At 58.9% G+C, this 17,239-nt stretch carries 14 protein-coding genes and 1 tRNA gene; 11 read left to right on the top strand and 4 right to left on the bottom strand.

Annotation, left to right across the window (positions count from 1 at the left end):
• The first annotated feature begins 27 nt into the window (after window positions 1-27).
• The 6 genes from infB to ACW9IR_RS04055 all read left to right on the top strand — a co-directional run bounded on the left by infB (window position 28) and on the right by ACW9IR_RS04055 (window position 6,958).
• The gene (infB, locus tag ACW9IR_RS04030; RefSeq protein ID WP_110719002.1) at window positions 28-2,559 is read left to right on the top strand and encodes a translation initiation factor IF-2; all 2,532 of its coding nucleotides are present in this window, start codon (window positions 28-30) and stop codon (window positions 2,557-2,559) included.
• 159 nt (window positions 2,560-2,718) lie between these two features.
• On the top strand, window positions 2,719-3,120 hold the full coding sequence (gene rbfA / locus ACW9IR_RS04035) for a 30S ribosome-binding factor RbfA (protein ID WP_008088344.1): 402 nt from the start codon (window positions 2,719-2,721) through the stop codon (window positions 3,118-3,120).
• A gap of 4 nt (window positions 3,121-3,124) precedes the next feature.
• A complete protein-coding gene (gene truB, locus ACW9IR_RS04040; protein ID WP_034154423.1) occupies window positions 3,125-4,042 on the top strand; it encodes a tRNA pseudouridine(55) synthase TruB in 918 nt (305 codons plus the stop codon).
• 142 nt (window positions 4,043-4,184) lie between these two features.
• A complete protein-coding gene (gene rpsO, locus ACW9IR_RS04045; RefSeq protein WP_003197723.1) occupies window positions 4,185-4,454 on the top strand; it encodes a 30S ribosomal protein S15 in 270 nt (89 codons plus the stop codon).
• 193 nt (window positions 4,455-4,647) lie between these two features.
• Window positions 4,648-6,753, top strand: a complete 2,106-nt coding sequence (gene pnp, locus ACW9IR_RS04050; protein ID WP_007915263.1) for a polyribonucleotide nucleotidyltransferase — start codon at window positions 4,648-4,650, stop codon at window positions 6,751-6,753.
• Window positions 6,754-6,882: 129 nt separating this feature from the next.
• Window positions 6,883-6,958 (top strand) — tRNA-Thr (locus ACW9IR_RS04055).
• Window positions 6,959-6,965: 7 nt separating this feature from the next.
• On the opposite strand, the gene ACW9IR_RS04060 is transcribed toward ACW9IR_RS04055, so the two are convergent.
• Entirely contained in the window at window positions 6,966-7,460 is a 495-nt protein-coding gene (locus ACW9IR_RS04060; protein WP_457461782.1) for a hypothetical protein, read from the bottom strand.
• A gap of 275 nt (window positions 7,461-7,735) precedes the next feature.
• Between ACW9IR_RS04060 and ACW9IR_RS04065 the strand changes: the two genes are divergently transcribed.
• Entirely contained in the window at window positions 7,736-8,035 is a 300-nt protein-coding gene (locus ACW9IR_RS04065) for a DUF6388 family protein (protein ID WP_034154593.1), read from the top strand.
• Window positions 8,036-8,124: 89 nt separating this feature from the next.
• Here ACW9IR_RS04065 and nadC read toward each other — a convergent pair whose 3' ends face one another.
• Window positions 8,125-8,973 (bottom strand): carboxylating nicotinate-nucleotide diphosphorylase, encoded by an 849-nt coding sequence (nadC, locus tag ACW9IR_RS04070; protein ID WP_457461785.1) that lies wholly within the window; start codon window positions 8,971-8,973, stop codon window positions 8,125-8,127.
• Between the two features lie 389 nt (window positions 8,974-9,362).
• Between nadC and ACW9IR_RS04075 the strand changes: the two genes are divergently transcribed.
• The 4 genes from ACW9IR_RS04075 to ACW9IR_RS04090 all read left to right on the top strand — a co-directional run bounded on the left by ACW9IR_RS04075 (window position 9,363) and on the right by ACW9IR_RS04090 (window position 15,263).
• Window positions 9,363-11,543, top strand: coding sequence for a DUF1631 domain-containing protein (locus ACW9IR_RS04075; RefSeq protein ID WP_457461787.1), 2,181 nt, complete (start codon window positions 9,363-9,365; stop codon window positions 11,541-11,543).
• Window positions 11,544-11,607: 64 nt separating this feature from the next.
• The gene (ampD, locus tag ACW9IR_RS04080; RefSeq protein ID WP_102900723.1) at window positions 11,608-12,168 is read left to right on the top strand and encodes a 1,6-anhydro-N-acetylmuramyl-L-alanine amidase AmpD; all 561 of its coding nucleotides are present in this window, start codon (window positions 11,608-11,610) and stop codon (window positions 12,166-12,168) included.
• Entirely contained in the window at window positions 12,165-13,004 is an 840-nt protein-coding gene (gene ampE / locus ACW9IR_RS04085; protein ID WP_457461789.1) for a regulatory signaling modulator protein AmpE, read from the top strand. The genes ampD and ampE overlap by 4 nt, the downstream gene beginning before the upstream one ends.
• Window positions 13,005-13,232: 228 nt before the next feature.
• On the top strand, window positions 13,233-15,263 hold the full coding sequence (locus ACW9IR_RS04090) for a methyl-accepting chemotaxis protein (RefSeq protein WP_457461791.1): 2,031 nt from the start codon (window positions 13,233-13,235) through the stop codon (window positions 15,261-15,263).
• Between the two features lie 116 nt (window positions 15,264-15,379).
• Here the strand turns inward: ACW9IR_RS04090 and ACW9IR_RS04095 are convergent, their stop codons facing one another.
• Entirely contained in the window at window positions 15,380-16,156 is a 777-nt protein-coding gene (locus tag ACW9IR_RS04095) for a TatD family hydrolase (RefSeq protein WP_457461793.1), read from the bottom strand.
• A 3-nt stretch (window positions 16,157-16,159) separates the two neighbouring features.
• Window positions 16,160-17,155: a catabolite repressor/activator gene (gene cra / locus ACW9IR_RS04100; RefSeq protein WP_034154432.1), complete on the bottom strand. Its 996-nt coding sequence runs from the start codon at window positions 17,153-17,155 to the stop codon at window positions 16,160-16,162.
• Between the last annotated feature and the right edge of the window lie 84 nt (window positions 17,156-17,239).

Consider the following 17,239-nt stretch of genomic DNA (forward strand, 5'->3'; position numbering starts at 1 on the left):
TTAGGCGCGGCCTGAGGAGAGAAGTGCATGACGCAAGTCACGGTGAAACAACTGGCCGATGAGGTCAAAACACCGGTAGAGCGCCTGTTGCAGCAGATGCGTGAGGCAGGTCTGCCGCACACCGCCGCCGAAGAAAATGTGACTGACAGTGAGAAGCAGTCCCTGCTGACTCACTTGAAAAGCAGCCACAAGGCGAAAGTGGAAGAACCACGCAAGATCACGCTGCAGCGTAAAACCACCAGCACCCTGCGTGTGGCTGGTAGCAAGAGCATCAGCGTAGAAGTTCGCAAAAAGAAAGTTTTCGTACAGCGTAGCCCGGAAGAAATCGAAGCCGAGCGCAAGCGTGAACTGGATGAGCGTCGCGCAGTAGAAAATGCTGCCCGTCAGAAGGCTGAAGAAGAAGCCAAGCAACGCGCCGAAGTAGAAGCGCGTAATCAGCCTGCTGCTGCGCAGAACGCTACCAGCGACGCCGTTGCGGCGCCGGCTGCAGCTGCCGAACCTGTTCGCGAAAGCGCGCCGGTGGTTGCCGCTGCTCCAGCTCCGTCTGCTGACGTTCGCAACAAGCAGAACGAACAGCGCCGTCCGGACAAACCACGTGCTGACGATAACAATCGTCGCAGCGGTGGTGGTGATGGCGAGCGCAAAAACGCTCCGCATCGCGCCTCGGTCAAAGAAAAAGCGCCGGCTCCACGTGTGGCGCCACGCACTACCGACGAAGAAAGCGATGGCTTCCGTCGTGGTGGTCGCGGCAAGGCCAAGCTGAAGAAGCGCAACGCCCACGGTTTCCAGAGCCCAACCGGCCCTGTCGTGCGTGATGTGCAGATCGGCGAGACCATCACTGTTGGCGATCTCGCCAATCAGATGTCGGTCAAAGCTGCTGAAATCATCAAGTTCATGTTCAAACTGGGTACTCCAGCGACCATCAACCAGGTGCTTGATCAGGAAACTGCTCAGCTGGTAGCCGAAGAACTGGGCCACAAAGTGACCCTGGTCAGCGACACCGCCCTGGAAGATTCCCTGGCCGAGTCCCTGAAGTTTGAAGGTGAGTCGTTCTCCCGTGCTCCAGTCGTGACCGTAATGGGCCACGTTGACCACGGTAAAACGTCCCTGCTCGACTACATCCGTCGTGCCAAGGTAGCTGCTGGCGAAGCCGGTGGTATCACCCAGCACATCGGTGCATACCACGTTGAAACCGAACGCGGCATGGTCACCTTCCTCGATACCCCGGGTCACGCCGCGTTTACCGCAATGCGTGCTCGTGGCGCCAAGGCGACCGACATCGTGATCCTGGTGGTTGCAGCGGACGACGGCGTGATGCCGCAGACCATTGAAGCTGTTCAGCACGCAGTAGCGGCTGGCGTTCCACTGGTTGTTGCAGTGAACAAAATCGACAAGCCGGGCGCCGATCTTGATCGCATCCGTAGCGAGCTGTCGGTTCACGGCGTGACTTCCGAAGAGTGGGGCGGTGATACGCCGTTCGTTCCGGTTTCGGCGAAAGTCGGTACTGGCGTGGACGAGCTGCTCGAAGCCGTTCTGCTGCAAGCTGAAGTTCTCGAACTGAAAGCAACTCCATCGGCTCCTGGCCGTGGTGTTGTGGTTGAATCGCGTCTCGACAAAGGTCGTGGCCCGGTGGCAACCGTTCTGGTTCAAGACGGTACCCTGCGCCAAGGCGACATGGTCCTGGTCGGTTCGAACTATGGTCGCGTTCGCGCCATGCTCGACGAGAACGGCAAGCCAATCAAAGAAGCCGGTCCTTCCATCCCTGTCGAGATCCTCGGCCTGGACGGTACCCCGGACGCTGGCGACGAGATGAGCGTGGTTGCTGACGAGAAGAAAGCCCGTGAAGTGGCTCTGTTCCGTCAAGGCAAGTTCCGCGAAGTCAAACTGGCTCGCGCTCACGCCGGCAAGCTGGAAAACATCTTCGAAAACATGGGTCAGGCCGAGAAGAAGACGCTCAACATCGTCCTCAAATCCGACGTCCGTGGTTCGCTGGAAGCGTTGAACGGTGCCTTGAATGGCCTGGGCAACGACGAAGTTCAAGTGCGCGTAGTCGGCGGCGGTGTCGGCGGTATCACCGAATCCGATGCTAACCTGGCACTGGCTTCCAACGCTGTACTGTTCGGTTTCAACGTGCGTGCCGATGCTGGCGCACGGAAGATCGTCGAGCAGGAAGGTCTGGACATGCGTTACTACAACGTGATCTACGACATCATCGAAGACGTCAAGAAAGCCCTGACCGGCATGCTCGGCAGCGATGTTCGCGAGAACATCCTGGGTGTGGCCGAAGTGCGTGACGTGTTCCGTTCGCCGAAGTTTGGCGCGATCGCTGGCTGCATGGTGATCGAAGGTGTTGTGCACCGTAACCGTCCGATCCGCGTACTGCGTGAAGACATCGTTATCTTCGAAGGCGAGCTGGAATCCCTGCGCCGCTTCAAGGATGACGCTTCCGAAGTACGTGCCGGCATGGAATGCGGTATCGGCGTGAAGAGCTACAACGACGTCAAAGTCGGCGACAAGATCGAAGTCTTCGAGAAGGTTCAGGTTGCTCGCAGCCTCTAACTCGCGCACTTCAGGAGCCGTGATGGCCGGCCGCACTCAACAGTGTGGCGCATCACCCGGACTCTAAACGCAACGCCCGGTCTGGCTTTTGTCAGGCCGGGCGTTTGCCGCTTTCAGACCTTGCGGGTTTCACCGCAGGGCAGTAACAGGTAACAAATCATGGCAAAAGAATACAGCCGTACCCAACGTATCGGCGATCAGATGCAGCGCGAGCTGGCCCAGCTGATCCGTCGTGAAGTCAAGGATCCACGCGTGGGTCTGGTCACCATTACTGCAGTGGAAGTCAGCCGTGACGTCGGTCACGCGAAGATTTTCATCACCGTGATGGGCCAGGACAACGCTGAAGACATCGCACAAAGCATCAAGGTGCTCAATTCCGCCGCAGGTTTCCTGCGCATGCAATTGGCCCGTGAAATGAAGCTGCGCAGCGTGCCGCAACTGCACTTCCACTACGACGAATCCGTCGTGCGTGGTGCGCACCTGTCGGCCCTGATCGAGCGTGCCGTGGCTGAAGACAATCAGCATCCGGTCGCTGCTGAACCTGAAGACACCAAGGAGTAATTCGGTGGCTCAGGTCAAACGTATCCGTCGTAACGTCAGCGGCATCATCCTGCTCGACAAGCCGTTGGGGTTCACCTCCAACGCCGCGTTGCAGAAGGTTCGCTGGCTGCTCAATGCCGAGAAGGCCGGTCACACCGGCAGCCTCGATCCATTGGCCACCGGTGTATTGCCGCTGTGCTTTGGTGAGGCCACCAAGTTCTCGCAATACCTGCTCGATTCTGACAAGGGTTACGAAACCCTGGCGCAGTTGGGCAAGACCACCACCACGGCAGATGCCGAAGGTGAGGTTTTGCAGGAGCGCCCGGTGACCGTTGGTCGCGCCGATGTCGAAGCGGCTCTGCCGAAATTTCGCGGGCAAATCAGTCAGATACCGCCGATGTACTCGGCGCTCAAGCGTGATGGCCAGCCGCTGTACAAGTTGGCTCGTGCAGGCGAAGTAGTGGAGCGCGAACCGCGTTCTGTTACTATTGCGCGCTTGGAATTACTGGCCTTCGAAGGCGATACTGCGCGTCTTGCGGTGGACTGCAGCAAAGGCACTTATATTCGTACCCTGGTGGAGGATATCGGTGAGCAACTCGGTTGTGGTGCATACGTCGCTGAATTGCGCCGTACCCAGGCCGGGCCTTTCACCCTGGCGCAGACGGTTACCCTCGAAGAGCTGGAAGCGGTACATGCCGAAGGCGGCAACGAAGCGGTCGATCGCTTCCTGATGCCATCGGACAGCGGCTTGCTGGATTGGCCGTTGCTGCACTTCTCCGAAGCGAGTGCGTTCTACTGGCTCAATGGCCAGCCGGTACGTGCCCCGGATGCTCCGAAGTTCGGCATGGTACGGGTACAGGATCACAATGGTCGCTTCATCGGTATTGGTGAAGTGAGCGAAGACGGGCGTATCGCGCCACGTCGTTTGATTCGGTCAGAATGACCGGAACCGGCCTGTGTAACAGCAGGTCGGCGAGTGTGGCTGTTAACAGGCACGGTCACGACTCATTTATAGATACAGGGATTTGTCCCTGGCCTGTTGAAGCTGTTTCCCTGAAACAGTTTCCTGATAAAAGGATTGCCTCATGGCTCTCGACGTTCAAGAAAAAGCTCAAATCGTTGCTGACTACCAGCAAGCTGTTGGTGACACTGGTTCGCCAGAAGTGCAAGTTGCACTGCTGACCCACAACATCAACAAACTGCAAGGTCACTTCAAGGCCAACGGTAAAGATCACCACTCCCGTCGTGGTCTGATCCGCATGGTAAACCAGCGTCGCAAGCTGCTGGACTACCTGAAAGGCAAGGACGTGAGCCGTTACAGCGCTCTGATCGCTCGCCTGGGTCTGCGTCGCTAATCAGCGATTGCGCTATGAGGTTGGTGGTCTGTCGGACGTCAGCGGTTTACCGCCGGCGTCTTGCAGGCTCCCAGCCTCAAGTTTTATCTGGATACACGTTTTACCCCGGACAACGGTTGGGCCGATTCCCGACATTGCCCAAGAATTCGCAAGAAACCAGTTCCCCCAAGAGCCACAAAGAAGGTAGGACACCGTGAACCCGGTAATCAAAAAATTCCAGTTCGGTCAATCGACCGTTACCCTCGAGACTGGCCGTATCGCCCGTCAGGCCTCCGGCGCAGTATTGGTCACCGTTGACGACGACGTCAGCGTATTGGTGACTGTAGTCGGTGCAAAACAAGCCGATCCGGGCAAGGGCTTCTTCCCTCTGTCCGTTCACTACCAGGAAAAGACTTACGCTGCCGGTAAGATCCCTGGCGGTTTCTTCAAGCGCGAAGGCCGTCCTTCCGAGAAAGAAACCCTGACTTCCCGACTGATCGACCGTCCGATCCGTCCGCTGTTCCCAGAAGGCTTCATGAACGAAGTGCAGGTAGTCTGCACCGTCGTTTCCACCAGCAAGAAGACCGATCCGGACATCGCTGCGATGATCGGTACCTCGGCTGCCCTGGCCATCTCGGGTATCCCGTTTGACGGCCCGATCGGCGCCGCTCGCGTTGCTTTCCACGAAAGCACCGGCTACCTGCTGAACCCGACTTACGAGCAGCAAGCGGCTTCGAGCCTGGACATGGTTGTTGCCGGTACTTCCGACGCCGTACTGATGGTTGAATCGGAAGCCAAAGAGCTGACTGAAGACCAGATGCTGGGCGCGGTACTGTTTGCTCACGACGAGTTCCAGGTTGTGATCAACGCTGTTAAAGAACTGGCCGCTGAAGCTGCCAAGCCAACCTGGACCTGGGCTCCGGCGCCAGAAGCCACCGAACTGCTGGGTGCTATCCGTGCCGAGTTCGGCGAAGCGATCTCCCAGGCTTACACCATCACCGTCAAGGCCGACCGTTATGCGCGTCTGGGCGAGCTGAAGGATCAGGTTGTTGCCAAGCTGTCCGGTGAAGAAGGCCAGCCTTCGTCCAGCGAAGTCAAAGCCGCTTTCGGCGAAATCGAATACCGCACCGTTCGCGAAAACATCGTAAACGGCAAGCCACGTATCGACGGCCGCGACACCAAAACCGTACGTCCGCTGAACATCGAAGTCGGCGTTCTGCCGAAGACTCACGGTTCGGCGCTGTTCACCCGTGGTGAAACCCAGGCTCTGGTAGTCGCGACTCTGGGCACCGCCCGTGACGCACAGCTGCTGGACACCCTGGAAGGCGAGAAAAAAGACCCGTTCATGCTGCACTACAACTTCCCTCCGTTCTCGGTGGGCGAGTGTGGTCGCATGGGTGGCGCTGGTCGTCGTGAAATCGGTCACGGCCGTCTGGCCCGTCGTTCGGTTTCGGCCATGCTGCCAGCCGCTGACGTGTTCCCGTACACCATCCGTGTGGTTTCGGAAATCACCGAATCCAACGGTTCGAGCTCGATGGCTTCCGTTTGCGGCGCTTCCCTGGCCCTGATGGACGCTGGTGTGCCGATGAAGGCGCCGGTTGCCGGTATCGCCATGGGTCTGGTTAAAGAAGGCGAGAAATTCGCCGTCCTGACCGACATCCTCGGTGACGAAGATCACCTGGGCGACATGGACTTCAAAGTAGCCGGTACCGCCAAAGGCGTTACTGCGCTGCAGATGGACATCAAGATCAAAGGCATCACCGAAGAGATCATGGAAATCGCTCTGGGCCAAGCCCTGGAAGCGCGTCTGAACATCCTCGGTCAGATGAATCAGATCATCGGCCAGTCGCGTACCGAACTGTCGGCCAACGCTCCGACCATGATCGCGATGAAAATCGACACCGACAAGATCCGTGACGTTATCGGTAAAGGTGGCGCGACCATCCGTGCGATCTGCGAAGAAACCAAGGCTTCGATCGACATCGAAGACGACGGTTCGATCAAGATCTTCGGCGAAACCAAGGAAGCTGCTGAAGCTGCACGTCAGCGCGTTCTGGGCATCACCGCTGAAGCCGAGATCGGCAAGATCTACGTCGGCAAGGTTGAGCGCATCGTCGACTTCGGCGCATTCGTCAACATCCTGCCGGGCAAGGACGGTCTGGTGCACATCTCGATGCTGAGCGACGCTCGCGTAGAGAAAGTGACCGACATCCTGAAAGAAGGCCAGGAAGTGGAAGTGCTGGTACTGGACGTGGACAACCGCGGCCGTATCAAGCTGTCCATCAAAGACGTGGCTGCTGCCAAGGCTTCGGGCGTTTAATCACCCCAAAGCGTTAGCGCAATAAAAATGCCCCGCCGTGAAAACGGCGGGGCATTTTTTTGTCTGCGAAATATCGAGACATTCTGCGAAGTTGCCGGACTTCAGAACCGGTGCTAGGTTTAGCCCACCGCCCGTGTAGCTCAGCCGGTAGAGCAGCGCACTCGTAACGCGAAGGTCGCAGGTTCGATTCCTGTCTCGGGCACCATCCTCGCTTATTTCACCTTGCGGCTCAGATCCTCGACGGTACGTTTGAGCTGATCCATGGCTCGATCCTGATCGTTGATCTTCTGTTTCAGATTCGAAATCTCGCTGCTGTTCGAGTTGGAACTGGAGCCACTGTTACGCTTGAGGTCTTCGACCTGACGACCGAGCGTGTCCAGTTCACGGTCCTGGTCTTTGACCTTGTTTCTCAGATCATCGATTTCCTTGCCGCTGGAGCTTGAACTCGAACCGCTGCTGCGTTTCAGTTCTTCGATCTGGCGCGATTGCTCGCTGATGGTATCGCGCATTTTTCTCAGGTCATCGATGCTGACATCGCTTCTGATCACCACGTCTTTGCCGTAGTCGTTGTGAATCAGCGAAATCTTGTCGCCGTAGGAAGCGCTGCTGTTACTCAATTCAACAGCCATTGCACTGGCCGGCAGAACCAAAGCGGCGATCAGAGCGGTGGCAGACACAACAGAAGAAATTTTCGAAAAGCTGCGCATCACTGGGTTTCCTTGTGAACAGCGAAGAAGTGCCGAAGTGGCACATCGCTATGACTCGAAAATCGTATTTATGTTCCGCAGGTCAGCTTTTTGTGGGAGAGATGTAAAGAGCCGTGTAATTCGTCATGCAAACGTCCTATATTCGGTGCCTGCATGAGCATCGCCCAGCAGTTTTCAGATGATCCCGAATGGTTCCGAAGGCCGGACAAATCCGCGTCAGAGAGATCCTTGATGATCCAGATCCATCCTCCATTCCTAAGATCAGCGAGAACGCCATGACCGAATTAACTCAAGAGCAACGTCACGAACAAGCGCTGGAAAAGTACATTCTGGACGTACCGGACCTGAAAGAAGAGATCAAGGACCTGAGTCCTGATGATCAGAAGGATCAGATCCAGTGGGCCTTCGAAGACGAAGCCGAAGCCCAGGGCTTGCAGCCGTGGGAACTGACGCTCAAGTACACGAGCACGCCGGAGGAGTTCGAGGCGCAGCGCCTCGTTCTGCACAAAGAGGCGGCGGAAGTGCTGGGTGTCGAGTGGGACGAGTACTGCGAGATGAATAATCTCGTCGTTTGACGAGAGCTGCCAGCTCCAAGCCGCAAGCTACAAGTCAAAGCAGAAGCGCTTTGGCTTGCAGCTTGTAGCTCGCATCTTGTCGCTGCTGTTTAAAGGCTGAGACGCATCGACAGATCGACCGCTTTGACATCCTTGGTCATTGCGCCAATCGAAATGTAATCCACCCCGGTTTCGGCGATCGGCAACAGCGTGCTTTCGTTGATGCCGCCGCTGGCTTCCAGCTTCGCCTTGCCGCCGTTCAGGCGCACGGCTTCGCGCATGTCGTCCAGGCTCAGTTCGTCGAGCATGATGATGTCGGCGCCGGCGTCCAGGGCTTCTTTCAGTTCATCCAGACTTTCCACTTCGACTTCCACCGGTTTACCCGGCGCAATCTTGTGCGCGGCGGCAATGGCTTGTGGAATGCCACCGCTGGCGGCGATGTGGTTTTCCTTGATCAGGAACGCGTCGTACAAACCGATGCGATGGTTGTGGCAGCCACCGCAGGTCACCGCGTATTTCTGCGCCAGACGCAGACCCGGCAGAGTCTTGCGGGTGTCGAGCAGTTTGACCTCAGTCTCGGCAACGAAGTCGGCCAAATATTGCGCACGGGTTGCCACACCGGACAGCAATTGCAGAAAATTCAGCGCACTGCGTTCACCGGTCAGCAGCGAACGGGCCGGGCCTTCCAGATGAAATAACGGTTGATTGGGCTTTACCCGCTCGCCATCGACCACTTGCCAATGCACCGCGACCCGCGGATCGAGCTGACGGAACACGGCATCGACCCACGCGGTGCCGCAGATGACAGCCGCGTCGCGCGTAATGATGGTGGCTTTGGCCAGACGTTCGGCCGGGATCAGTTGCGCGGTAATGTCGCCGCTGCCGATGTCTTCGAGCAACGCACGGCGCACGTTGGCTTCGATTTCGGCGGTCAAATCGGCGAGACGTAGATTCGGCATAACGGGCTCCACAAACAAAGTGGTTCGATTATAGGGGCATGGCGCGAGCCAACCCAAGGCGAGAACTTGCGTGCTTGCCTGCATCCGGTCGATTTTCTTTGAGCAAACCCGGCCAGACGTGGTCACTGAAAGGGGCGGTATAGGGGAAACCCTGACGGCTATGGCGCCGGGTGCAAGTTATGAAAGATAATTCGCCTTGCATTTGACGTCATAGCTTTGACGTGCAGAGCGGCCAAAGTTGTTGAGACCTGTGGGAGCGAGCTTGCTCGCGAAAGCGCAGTGTCAGTCACCAACAATGTCACTGACAGATCGCCTTCGCGAGCAAGCTCGCTCCCACAGGAGGCTTATGTTGAAAGTGACCGAACGAATCACCGTTTCAGGAGGCTTGGATGCACAACGACGGGAAAGTAGTGCCTTTGCACAAGGTAGCTACCGATCAGGCGAATCACTCGCCGCTCGCCCGCCTGCCTGTGATTCTGCTTCAGGTTCGCGACAAGGCTGCCCAGCAACTGCGCCACGGCTTGCAGGAGCTGTTCGATAACGCCGACGACACGTTGTTCGAAATGGCCGACCGGGCGCGCAACGACGTCGAGCAGAACATCTTCTTCGAAGCCATGCGCGACTTGCGTCTGAAGCGCAAAAACATCGAGCGCGGCTTTCTCGAGCAGTTTTTCGACGCCTTCGTCGGCCTGACTCAATACGATCCCACGCCCAACGCACTGCCGCACGCCCTCATGTACGACGAGTTCGCTCCGCGTAGCGACGACATGGAACGCAGTGTCGCGGTCGAGACCATGGTCGGTCGCGTACTCAAACGTGACGGCTTCGCCCTCGATCAATTGACAGCGCGGCTTAATGCGCTGCTCGGCAACCCGCTCGACGATCAGCACAACCCGCTCGGTCCGGCCATGCTCTGTGAGTTTTTCCTGCAGGCCGGCCGTAATCTGGGTGTGGAGATCAAGGTCAAGCTGATCCTGCTCAAACTCTTCGAGCGCTATGTCTTGGCCGACACCGAGCAACTTTACGCCGAAGCCAATCAATTGCTGCTCGCCACCGGTGTGCTGCCGGAGTTGAAGCCAGCCCCGGCCCGCCGTGCGATTGATCGTGCGATCGCCAACGTGAACAGTGAGGAAAGCGACGACACGCCGCCCGTCGACGAAAGCGTGCAGGAGGTCTTCGCCGCGCTGCAGCAATTGCTCGCACACGTGCGCGGCAGTGTCGCACCGACGCTGGAGTCCAGCGCTGCGGCGCAGCCGATTTCCACTCGCGATCTGTTGCGCCTGCTCTCGCACCTGCAGCAGTACGTGCCGGCGCTGGCGGCTCAGGATGACTTCGATCTGCGCAATCAGCTCGAACAACTGCTGACCCGGGTCAGCGTCAGAAGCGGCAAATCGCGGATCGTCGGCGATGCGGACGAAGATGTGATCAATCTGATCGCCATGGTCTTCGACTGCATTCTTGAAGACCGCAATGTGCCCGATTCGCTCAAGGCCTTGATCGCGCGGTTGCAGATCCCGATGCTCAAGGTCGCGGTGCTCGACAAGAGTTTCTTCAGCCGCAGCACCCATCCGGCGCGGCGCCTGCTCAACGAAATCGCCGAGGCGGCGATGGGCTGGGGCGACTGCGACGGTGAGGCGCGCGACAGCTTGTACCTGCGCATCGAGCAAGTGGTGCAGCGCCTGCTGACTGACTTTGTCGATGATCCGGCGATTTTTTCCGAGTTGCTGGCTGATTTTCTCGCGTTCACCAGCGATCAGCGCCGCCGCAGCGAGCTGCTTGAACAGCGCCTGCGTGACGCCGAAGAGGGGCGAGCGAAGACCGAACTGGCAAGGCGTCGGGTCGAGCGGGCGCTGAATCAAGCACTGCTGGGCAAAACCCTGCCGCCCTCGGTGGTCACCTTCGTCCAGGACGCCTGGAGCAAAGTACTTCTGCTGACCTGCCTCAAGCATGGCGATCAGTCAGCTGAATGGCAGGCCGATGTGCACACCATGGAGCAATTGATCTGGAGCGTGCAGCGTCATGCAGACACTGAATCCAGTCTGCGCTTGCTGGCACTGGTGCCGGGGTTGCTCAAGTCGCTGCGTGATGGCCTGACCAGTTCGGCGTTCGATCCATTCGCCACCAGCGGATTTTTCAGTGAGCTTGAAGCCCTGCATGTGCGGGTGCTGGAGCGTTCCGTCGAGGCGGATCCGGCCGCGCCGATGATCGAGGTGTCGCAGCAGATCGTGCTGCAAACCGCCGACGAGGGCGGCATGGCGCTGACGTCGGTACGCTTGCCCCACGACGCCGCGGGTCTGCGCCAGGTCGAGCAACTGCGCTTGGGCAGTTGGGTGGCATTTCAGGAAGACGATGAACACAGTCTGCGCTGCAAGCTCGCGGCCATCATCGAAGCCACCGGCAAATATGTGTTTGTCGATCGCACCGGGATGAAGGTGCTGGAGCGCAGTCGCGTTACGCTGGCCTTGGAATTCGAGCGCGGTGCGGTGCGTGCTCTGGACGACACCTTACTGTTCGACCGTGCGCTGGAGTCGGTGCTGGGCAACCTGCGGCGACTCAATCGCGCCAAGTGATCGCGCGCCGGGGGCCGATCACGGCATACTGGGCGCCAACACAGTCGGCGTTGAAGGAATCGGTATGCAGTTGGATCCCGCTAGCGGGTGGTGTCACGGGGTGCAGGTGTGCCCATCGCCCAACTTCAATGAGCGCCCTGCGGGCGAAGTTTCCCTGTTGGTCATCCACAACATCAGTCTGCCGCCGGCGCAGTTCGCCACGGGCAAGGTGCAGGAATTTTTCCAGAATCGTCTGGATGTCACCGAACATCCCTACTTTGCAGGGATCGCTGACCTACGCGTCTCGGCGCATTTTCTGATTGAACGTGACGGCAAGATCACCCAGTTTGTCTCCTGTCTTGAGCGTGCGTGGCATGCCGGCGTGTCGGTCTTCGATGGACGGGAAACCTGTAACGATTTTTCCGTGGGCATCGAGCTCGAAGGCACCGATGATCTGCCGTTCACCGACGCGCAGTATCAGGCGTTGACGGCGCTGACCCGCCAGTTGCAAACAGCATTTCCGGCCATCACCGGCGCCCGCATTTGTGGGCACAGCGACATAGCACCCGGGCGTAAGACCGATCCTGGCCCGGCATTCGACTGGGCACGTTACCGCGCAGCCCTGGCACAAGAGGAAGGACAATGAGTTTTCTGGTGTTACTGCTGGCGCTGTGGATCGAGAAGTTTTCGGCCCTGCGTCATCGGGTTCAACGCGATGGCGGATGGATCCGCGAACTGAACAAACTCGAAGCCAGCGAGCGGCTGGTTAAGCAACCCTGGCTGGTGTTGACGATTCTGGTGGTGTTTCCGCTGGCCTTGCTGGCGCTGTTGCTGGTGGTGCTGGAACCGGTGGCCTATGGCTTGCTGGCGCTGCCGGTGCATTTGCTGGTGGTGATTTACAGTCTGGGGCGCGGCGACTTGCTCGGCGGTCTCGGGCCGTTCCGTGATGCCTGGCGCCGTGAGGATCTGCAAGCGGCGGCGCATGTGGCCAAGCGTGATCTGAATATCTGCGCCGACAGTGGCGAGCAATTGCTCGAGCGGGTGCAGGGGCATTTGTTGTGGGAGGCGTATCAAAGCTTCTTCGCGGTGATTTTCTGGTACTTCCTGCTCGGTCCGGTCGCGGCGCTGGCTTATCGATTGCTGGCGCTGGCCGAAGAGCATGGCAAGACACCGGCACTGGTCGAGCGCGCCGCGCAAATGCGTCATGCCTTTGATTGGGTGCCAGTGCGTCTGCTGGCGGCGAGTCTGGCGCTGGTCGGCAACTTTGTCGCGGTCAGTCGGGTGATGCTGCATGAGTTGCTCAACTGGAACATCAGTGCTGCGCACTTGATCAACCGGGTCGGTTTGGCGGCGGGGGAGATTCCACCTCCCGTGGTCGGGCCAGAAGGCATCAATACCCTCGATTGCCTGTGGGAACTGCTGCTGCGCGCGGCGGTGCTGTGGTATGCCGGTTTTGCCTTGTGGACGGTTCTGCTTCACTGATTTCACTGATTTAAAGAAAAATCAAAAGATCGCAGCCTGCGGCAGCTCCTACACAGGGATTGTGTGTTTCCTGTGGAAGCTGCCGCAGGCTGCGATCTTTTTGTCGTTAACCTTAAGTTACAAAACCTCCCTTCGATTTGAGCTATACAGAGATGGCGCCCGATAGTGGCTATCTGCTGTCGCCCCGCGCCTGCCAATAAAAACAAGAAAAACCAAGGGAGACTTCCAGTGAAGAGCTTGCTCTATCCCGCCGTCTCGCTGATGAACCGTCTGAGCTTCGGCATGAAGTTCAGCCTGATCAGCGTGCTGTTCCTGGTGCCGATGCTGGTGACCAATTTCTATCTGGTGCGCGATTCCTATCGCGAATTCCAGGGCACCCGTGTCGAGCTGCAAAGCCTTGATCTGCTGGGCAGCAGCCTAGCCCTGCGCCGGGATCTGGAAACCCTCAACAATCTGGTGCAGATCAACGTCACCCTCGGGCAGTCCGGCAAGGCCGGGAATGTCGAGGCGCAGATCACCACGCTCGAACAAGCGGTTCTGGCACGCCTGCAAGGACTGACGGCGATGACTGAAGATCCTGAGCAGGTCCAGGTCTTCGACGGCAAACGCGATGAAATGATCGCCGCGTTCAAGGCCCAGCAAGCGGAAAACTCTTTGCAGAGCAAAAGCGCGTTGATCGGCAAACTGCTGGCCAGTGCGCAGATTTTCAGCCAGATCATCAGCAGTCAGGCCGGGCTCAGCCGCGACAACCAGAGCGACATCCGTCAGCTCAGCGAACTGGTCACCCTGATCACGCCGACCGTCACGCAAACTCTCGGCGAAGGCCGGGCGATGGGCTCGTATTCATTGGGTCAGGGTTTTCTCAACAGCTCTTCAAGCACCCGTTTCGACGAGTTGATGGTGCAGATCGAAAAACTCCAGGCCGAATACGGTTTGAAACTGCAGGACGCCCTCGGCTCCAGCAAAGCCGCGCGGGACAACCTCAGCGCGGCGGCCGACAGCAGCAAGGCCTCGCTGAAACAGGCCAGTGAACTGTTCGAAGAACAAGTGGTGATGGCCGACACGCTCGATGCGCCGTGGCAGGCGTTTTACGATCAGGTCACCGGGCTGATCGAGCGGACTTACCAGCTCAACGAAGCCGCGCTGAAATTCCTCGATACTCAATTGCAGCAGCGTCTGGCGCAGAACCGCACGCACATGGTCTTGCAGGCCGTGGCGTTGTCGGTGGTGTTCGTGTTGATTTTCTACCTCTACGGGGGCTTCTACGCCTCGACCCGCACCACGCTTAAACGCCTCGGAGCGATGATGGACAAGGTTGCGGCCGGTGACATGACGGTCAACTTCAAGGCCAGCAGTCGCGATGAATTGGGTGAATTGGGCGAGGTGTTCAACGGCACGGTGAGGAAGATTCACGACTTGATTGAGCGGGTGGGGCAGACCGTCGGCGAGGTCGAGCGTCAGGCCGGACAGGTTGAAAGTGTCTCCGCGCAGAGCAATCAGGCGGTCGCCGGGCAACGTACGCAGATCGAACAAGTGGCGACGGCGATGAATCAGATGTCGGCGACCTCACTGGAGGTGGCGCGTAGTGCTGCCGCAGCGGTCAGCAGTGCCCACAGCGTGAATGACGAGACCATCAGTGGTCGTGGCCTGGTCGAGTCGCAGCAGGGCAGCATTGCCGCGCTGGCCAGCGAAATCGATCAGTCGGTGCTGGTGATCAACCAATTGGCCAGCGATAGCCAGGCGATCAGTCGTGTACTGGAAGTGATCAAGAGCATCGCCGAACAGACCAACCTGCTGGCGCTCAACGCCGCGATCGAAGCGGCGCGTGCCGGCGAGCAGGGACGTGGTTTTGCTGTGGTCGCAGACGAAGTGCGTACCTTGGCCAAACGCACTCAGCAATCAACCGAAGAAATCGAACAGATGATCGCCAAGCTGCATGGCGGCGTTGGGGCGGCGGTGAAAGCCATGGGCGTCAGCCATCAGATGGCCAACGGCACGGTGGGGCAGTCGGAAAAGGTCCAGCAGGCGCTGGAAAACATCCTCGGAGCGGTGGGCATGATCGTCGATCAGAATCAGCAGATCGCCGCTGCGGTTGAACAGCAAACGGCGGTGGCCCATGACATCGATCAGAACATCGTCGAGATCAACCGCGCCGGCGAGCGCACGGCGCAGGGGGCGCACCAGACCGAAGATGCCAGCCGCGCGCTGTCAGCCCAAGTTGTTGAGCTTAAACAACTGATCAGCGCCTTCCGCGTCTGAGCTGTACACGAAAAACTGTGGGAGCGAGCCTGCTCGCGAATGCAATCTGTCAGTGACATCGCTGTCACCTGACTCACCGCTTTCGCGAGCAGGCTCGCTCCCACAAGGATTGTTTTTTACCAGCCGAAGACTTCGCAGCTGTTGGTGGTGCTGGCGGTGGCCAAATGTTCGGGGCTGATCTTCATCAACTCGGCCAGCGCCTCGCAAATCGCCGGCAAGTGCGCCGGGCTGTTGCGCTGACCGGGAAACATCGCAGGCGCCATGTCCGGTGAATCGGTTTCCAGCACGATCGACTCCAGCGGCAGTTCCGCAATCACTCGATGCATGCGTAACGCCTGCGGCCAGGTCGGCGCGCCGCCCAGACCCAGTTTGAAACCGAGTTTGATGTACTCCCGCGCTTCTTCACGGCTGCCGGCGAAGGCGTGGATGATTCCCGCGCGTTTGAGCTTGAAGCGTTTGAGCGTTGAGATCACTGCCGCATGACTACGGCGAACGTGGATTAATGCCGGTAATTCGAAATCCGCGGCCAGTTGCAGCTGCGCCTCGAACAGCGCCTGTTGCCGTTCGCGATCCAGCGTTTCGATGAAGTAATCCAGACCGATTTCGCCCACCGCACACAACTGCCGATGACCACGCAGCCGCGTCAGCCAATCACCGAGCGCTGACACATCCTCAGGTCGATGCTGATCGAGATACACCGGATGCAGACCGAATGCCGCATACAAATCGGCATCGCTCTGCACCAGATCCCAGACCCGTTGCCAATTGCCCTCATAAACCCCCAACACCACCATTCGCCGCACCCCGAGGGCACGGCTTTCGGCGAGCAACGCCGGGCGATCGGCGTCGAAGTCGGGGAAGTCGAGGTGGGTGTGGCTGTCGATCAGCTCCACGGCTCAGTCCCGGTGAATACGCTGCTTGAAGGTCCGCGCGATGGCCTGCACGCCGGGCTTGTACTCCGACTGCTCGACCGCAGCCAGCGCCAGTTCCAGCGCCTTGTCGGCGATCAACTGGTGCTGCTGGGCCATGGCGTTGACCGGCAGCGGCAGGAAATCCAGCAACTGCGTATCGCCGAAGGTGCCGAGGCGCAGTGGCCGCGATTTCAACGGGAAGTCATGCAGCGCATCGAACACACCCTGTAGCAGCACGTAGGAAGTCGTCACCAACGCATCCGGCAAATGCCCCAGACGCTGCAGGAGTTCTTCCATCAATTGCTTGCCGCACTCACGGCTGAAAGATTCAGCATGTTCGACCAGCACTTCGCCTTTGAAGTCGACCAACGCCTCTTTGAAACCGGCGGCACGTTCCTGGCTGATGCTCAGTTCCGGGCGCGCGCCGAGCAGTACGATCTGCTTCGGTTGCGGATCGAGCAGGCTCTGGGTCAGGTGCAGGCTGGCTTCGCGGTCGTCACTGATCACCGAGCAGAAATGCTCGGGTTCCATGACCCGGTCAATGGCGATGATCGGCAGACCTTTGGCCTGCAACTGCCGATAGCTGTCATCGCCGGCCGGCAGGCAACTGGCGACGATCAGCGCATCGCAACGGCGCGCACGGAACAGTTGCAGCAACTGCCGCTCGCTGTCTGGCGCATCGTCGGAACTGGCGATCAGCAATTGATAGCCGCGCGCCCGCGCACCTTGCTCGAGCAGTTTGGCGATCCGCGCGTAACTGGGGTTTTCCAGATCCGGCAGAATAAAGCCCAGCGTGCGCGTGTGCCGACTGCGCAGCCCGGCCGCTTGTGGGTTTGGCGTGAAGCCGTGCAGATCGACCACTGCGCGCACCCGCTCGACGGTGGCGGTGCTGATGCGTTGCTGTTCGGCCTTGCCGTTGATGACGTAGCTGGCGGTGGTCACGGACACTCCGGCCAACCGCGCGATATCACTGAGTTTCAACCCGGGATTTCCTTGTTTTTTCGAGCTTGCCGCGACATTTTCGCCAATCCTACCCGATTAGGGCAGGCGACTATTGTCGCAGCG

The sequence above is a fragment of the Pseudomonas sp. SDT291_1_S447 genome (assembly GCF_054070155.1).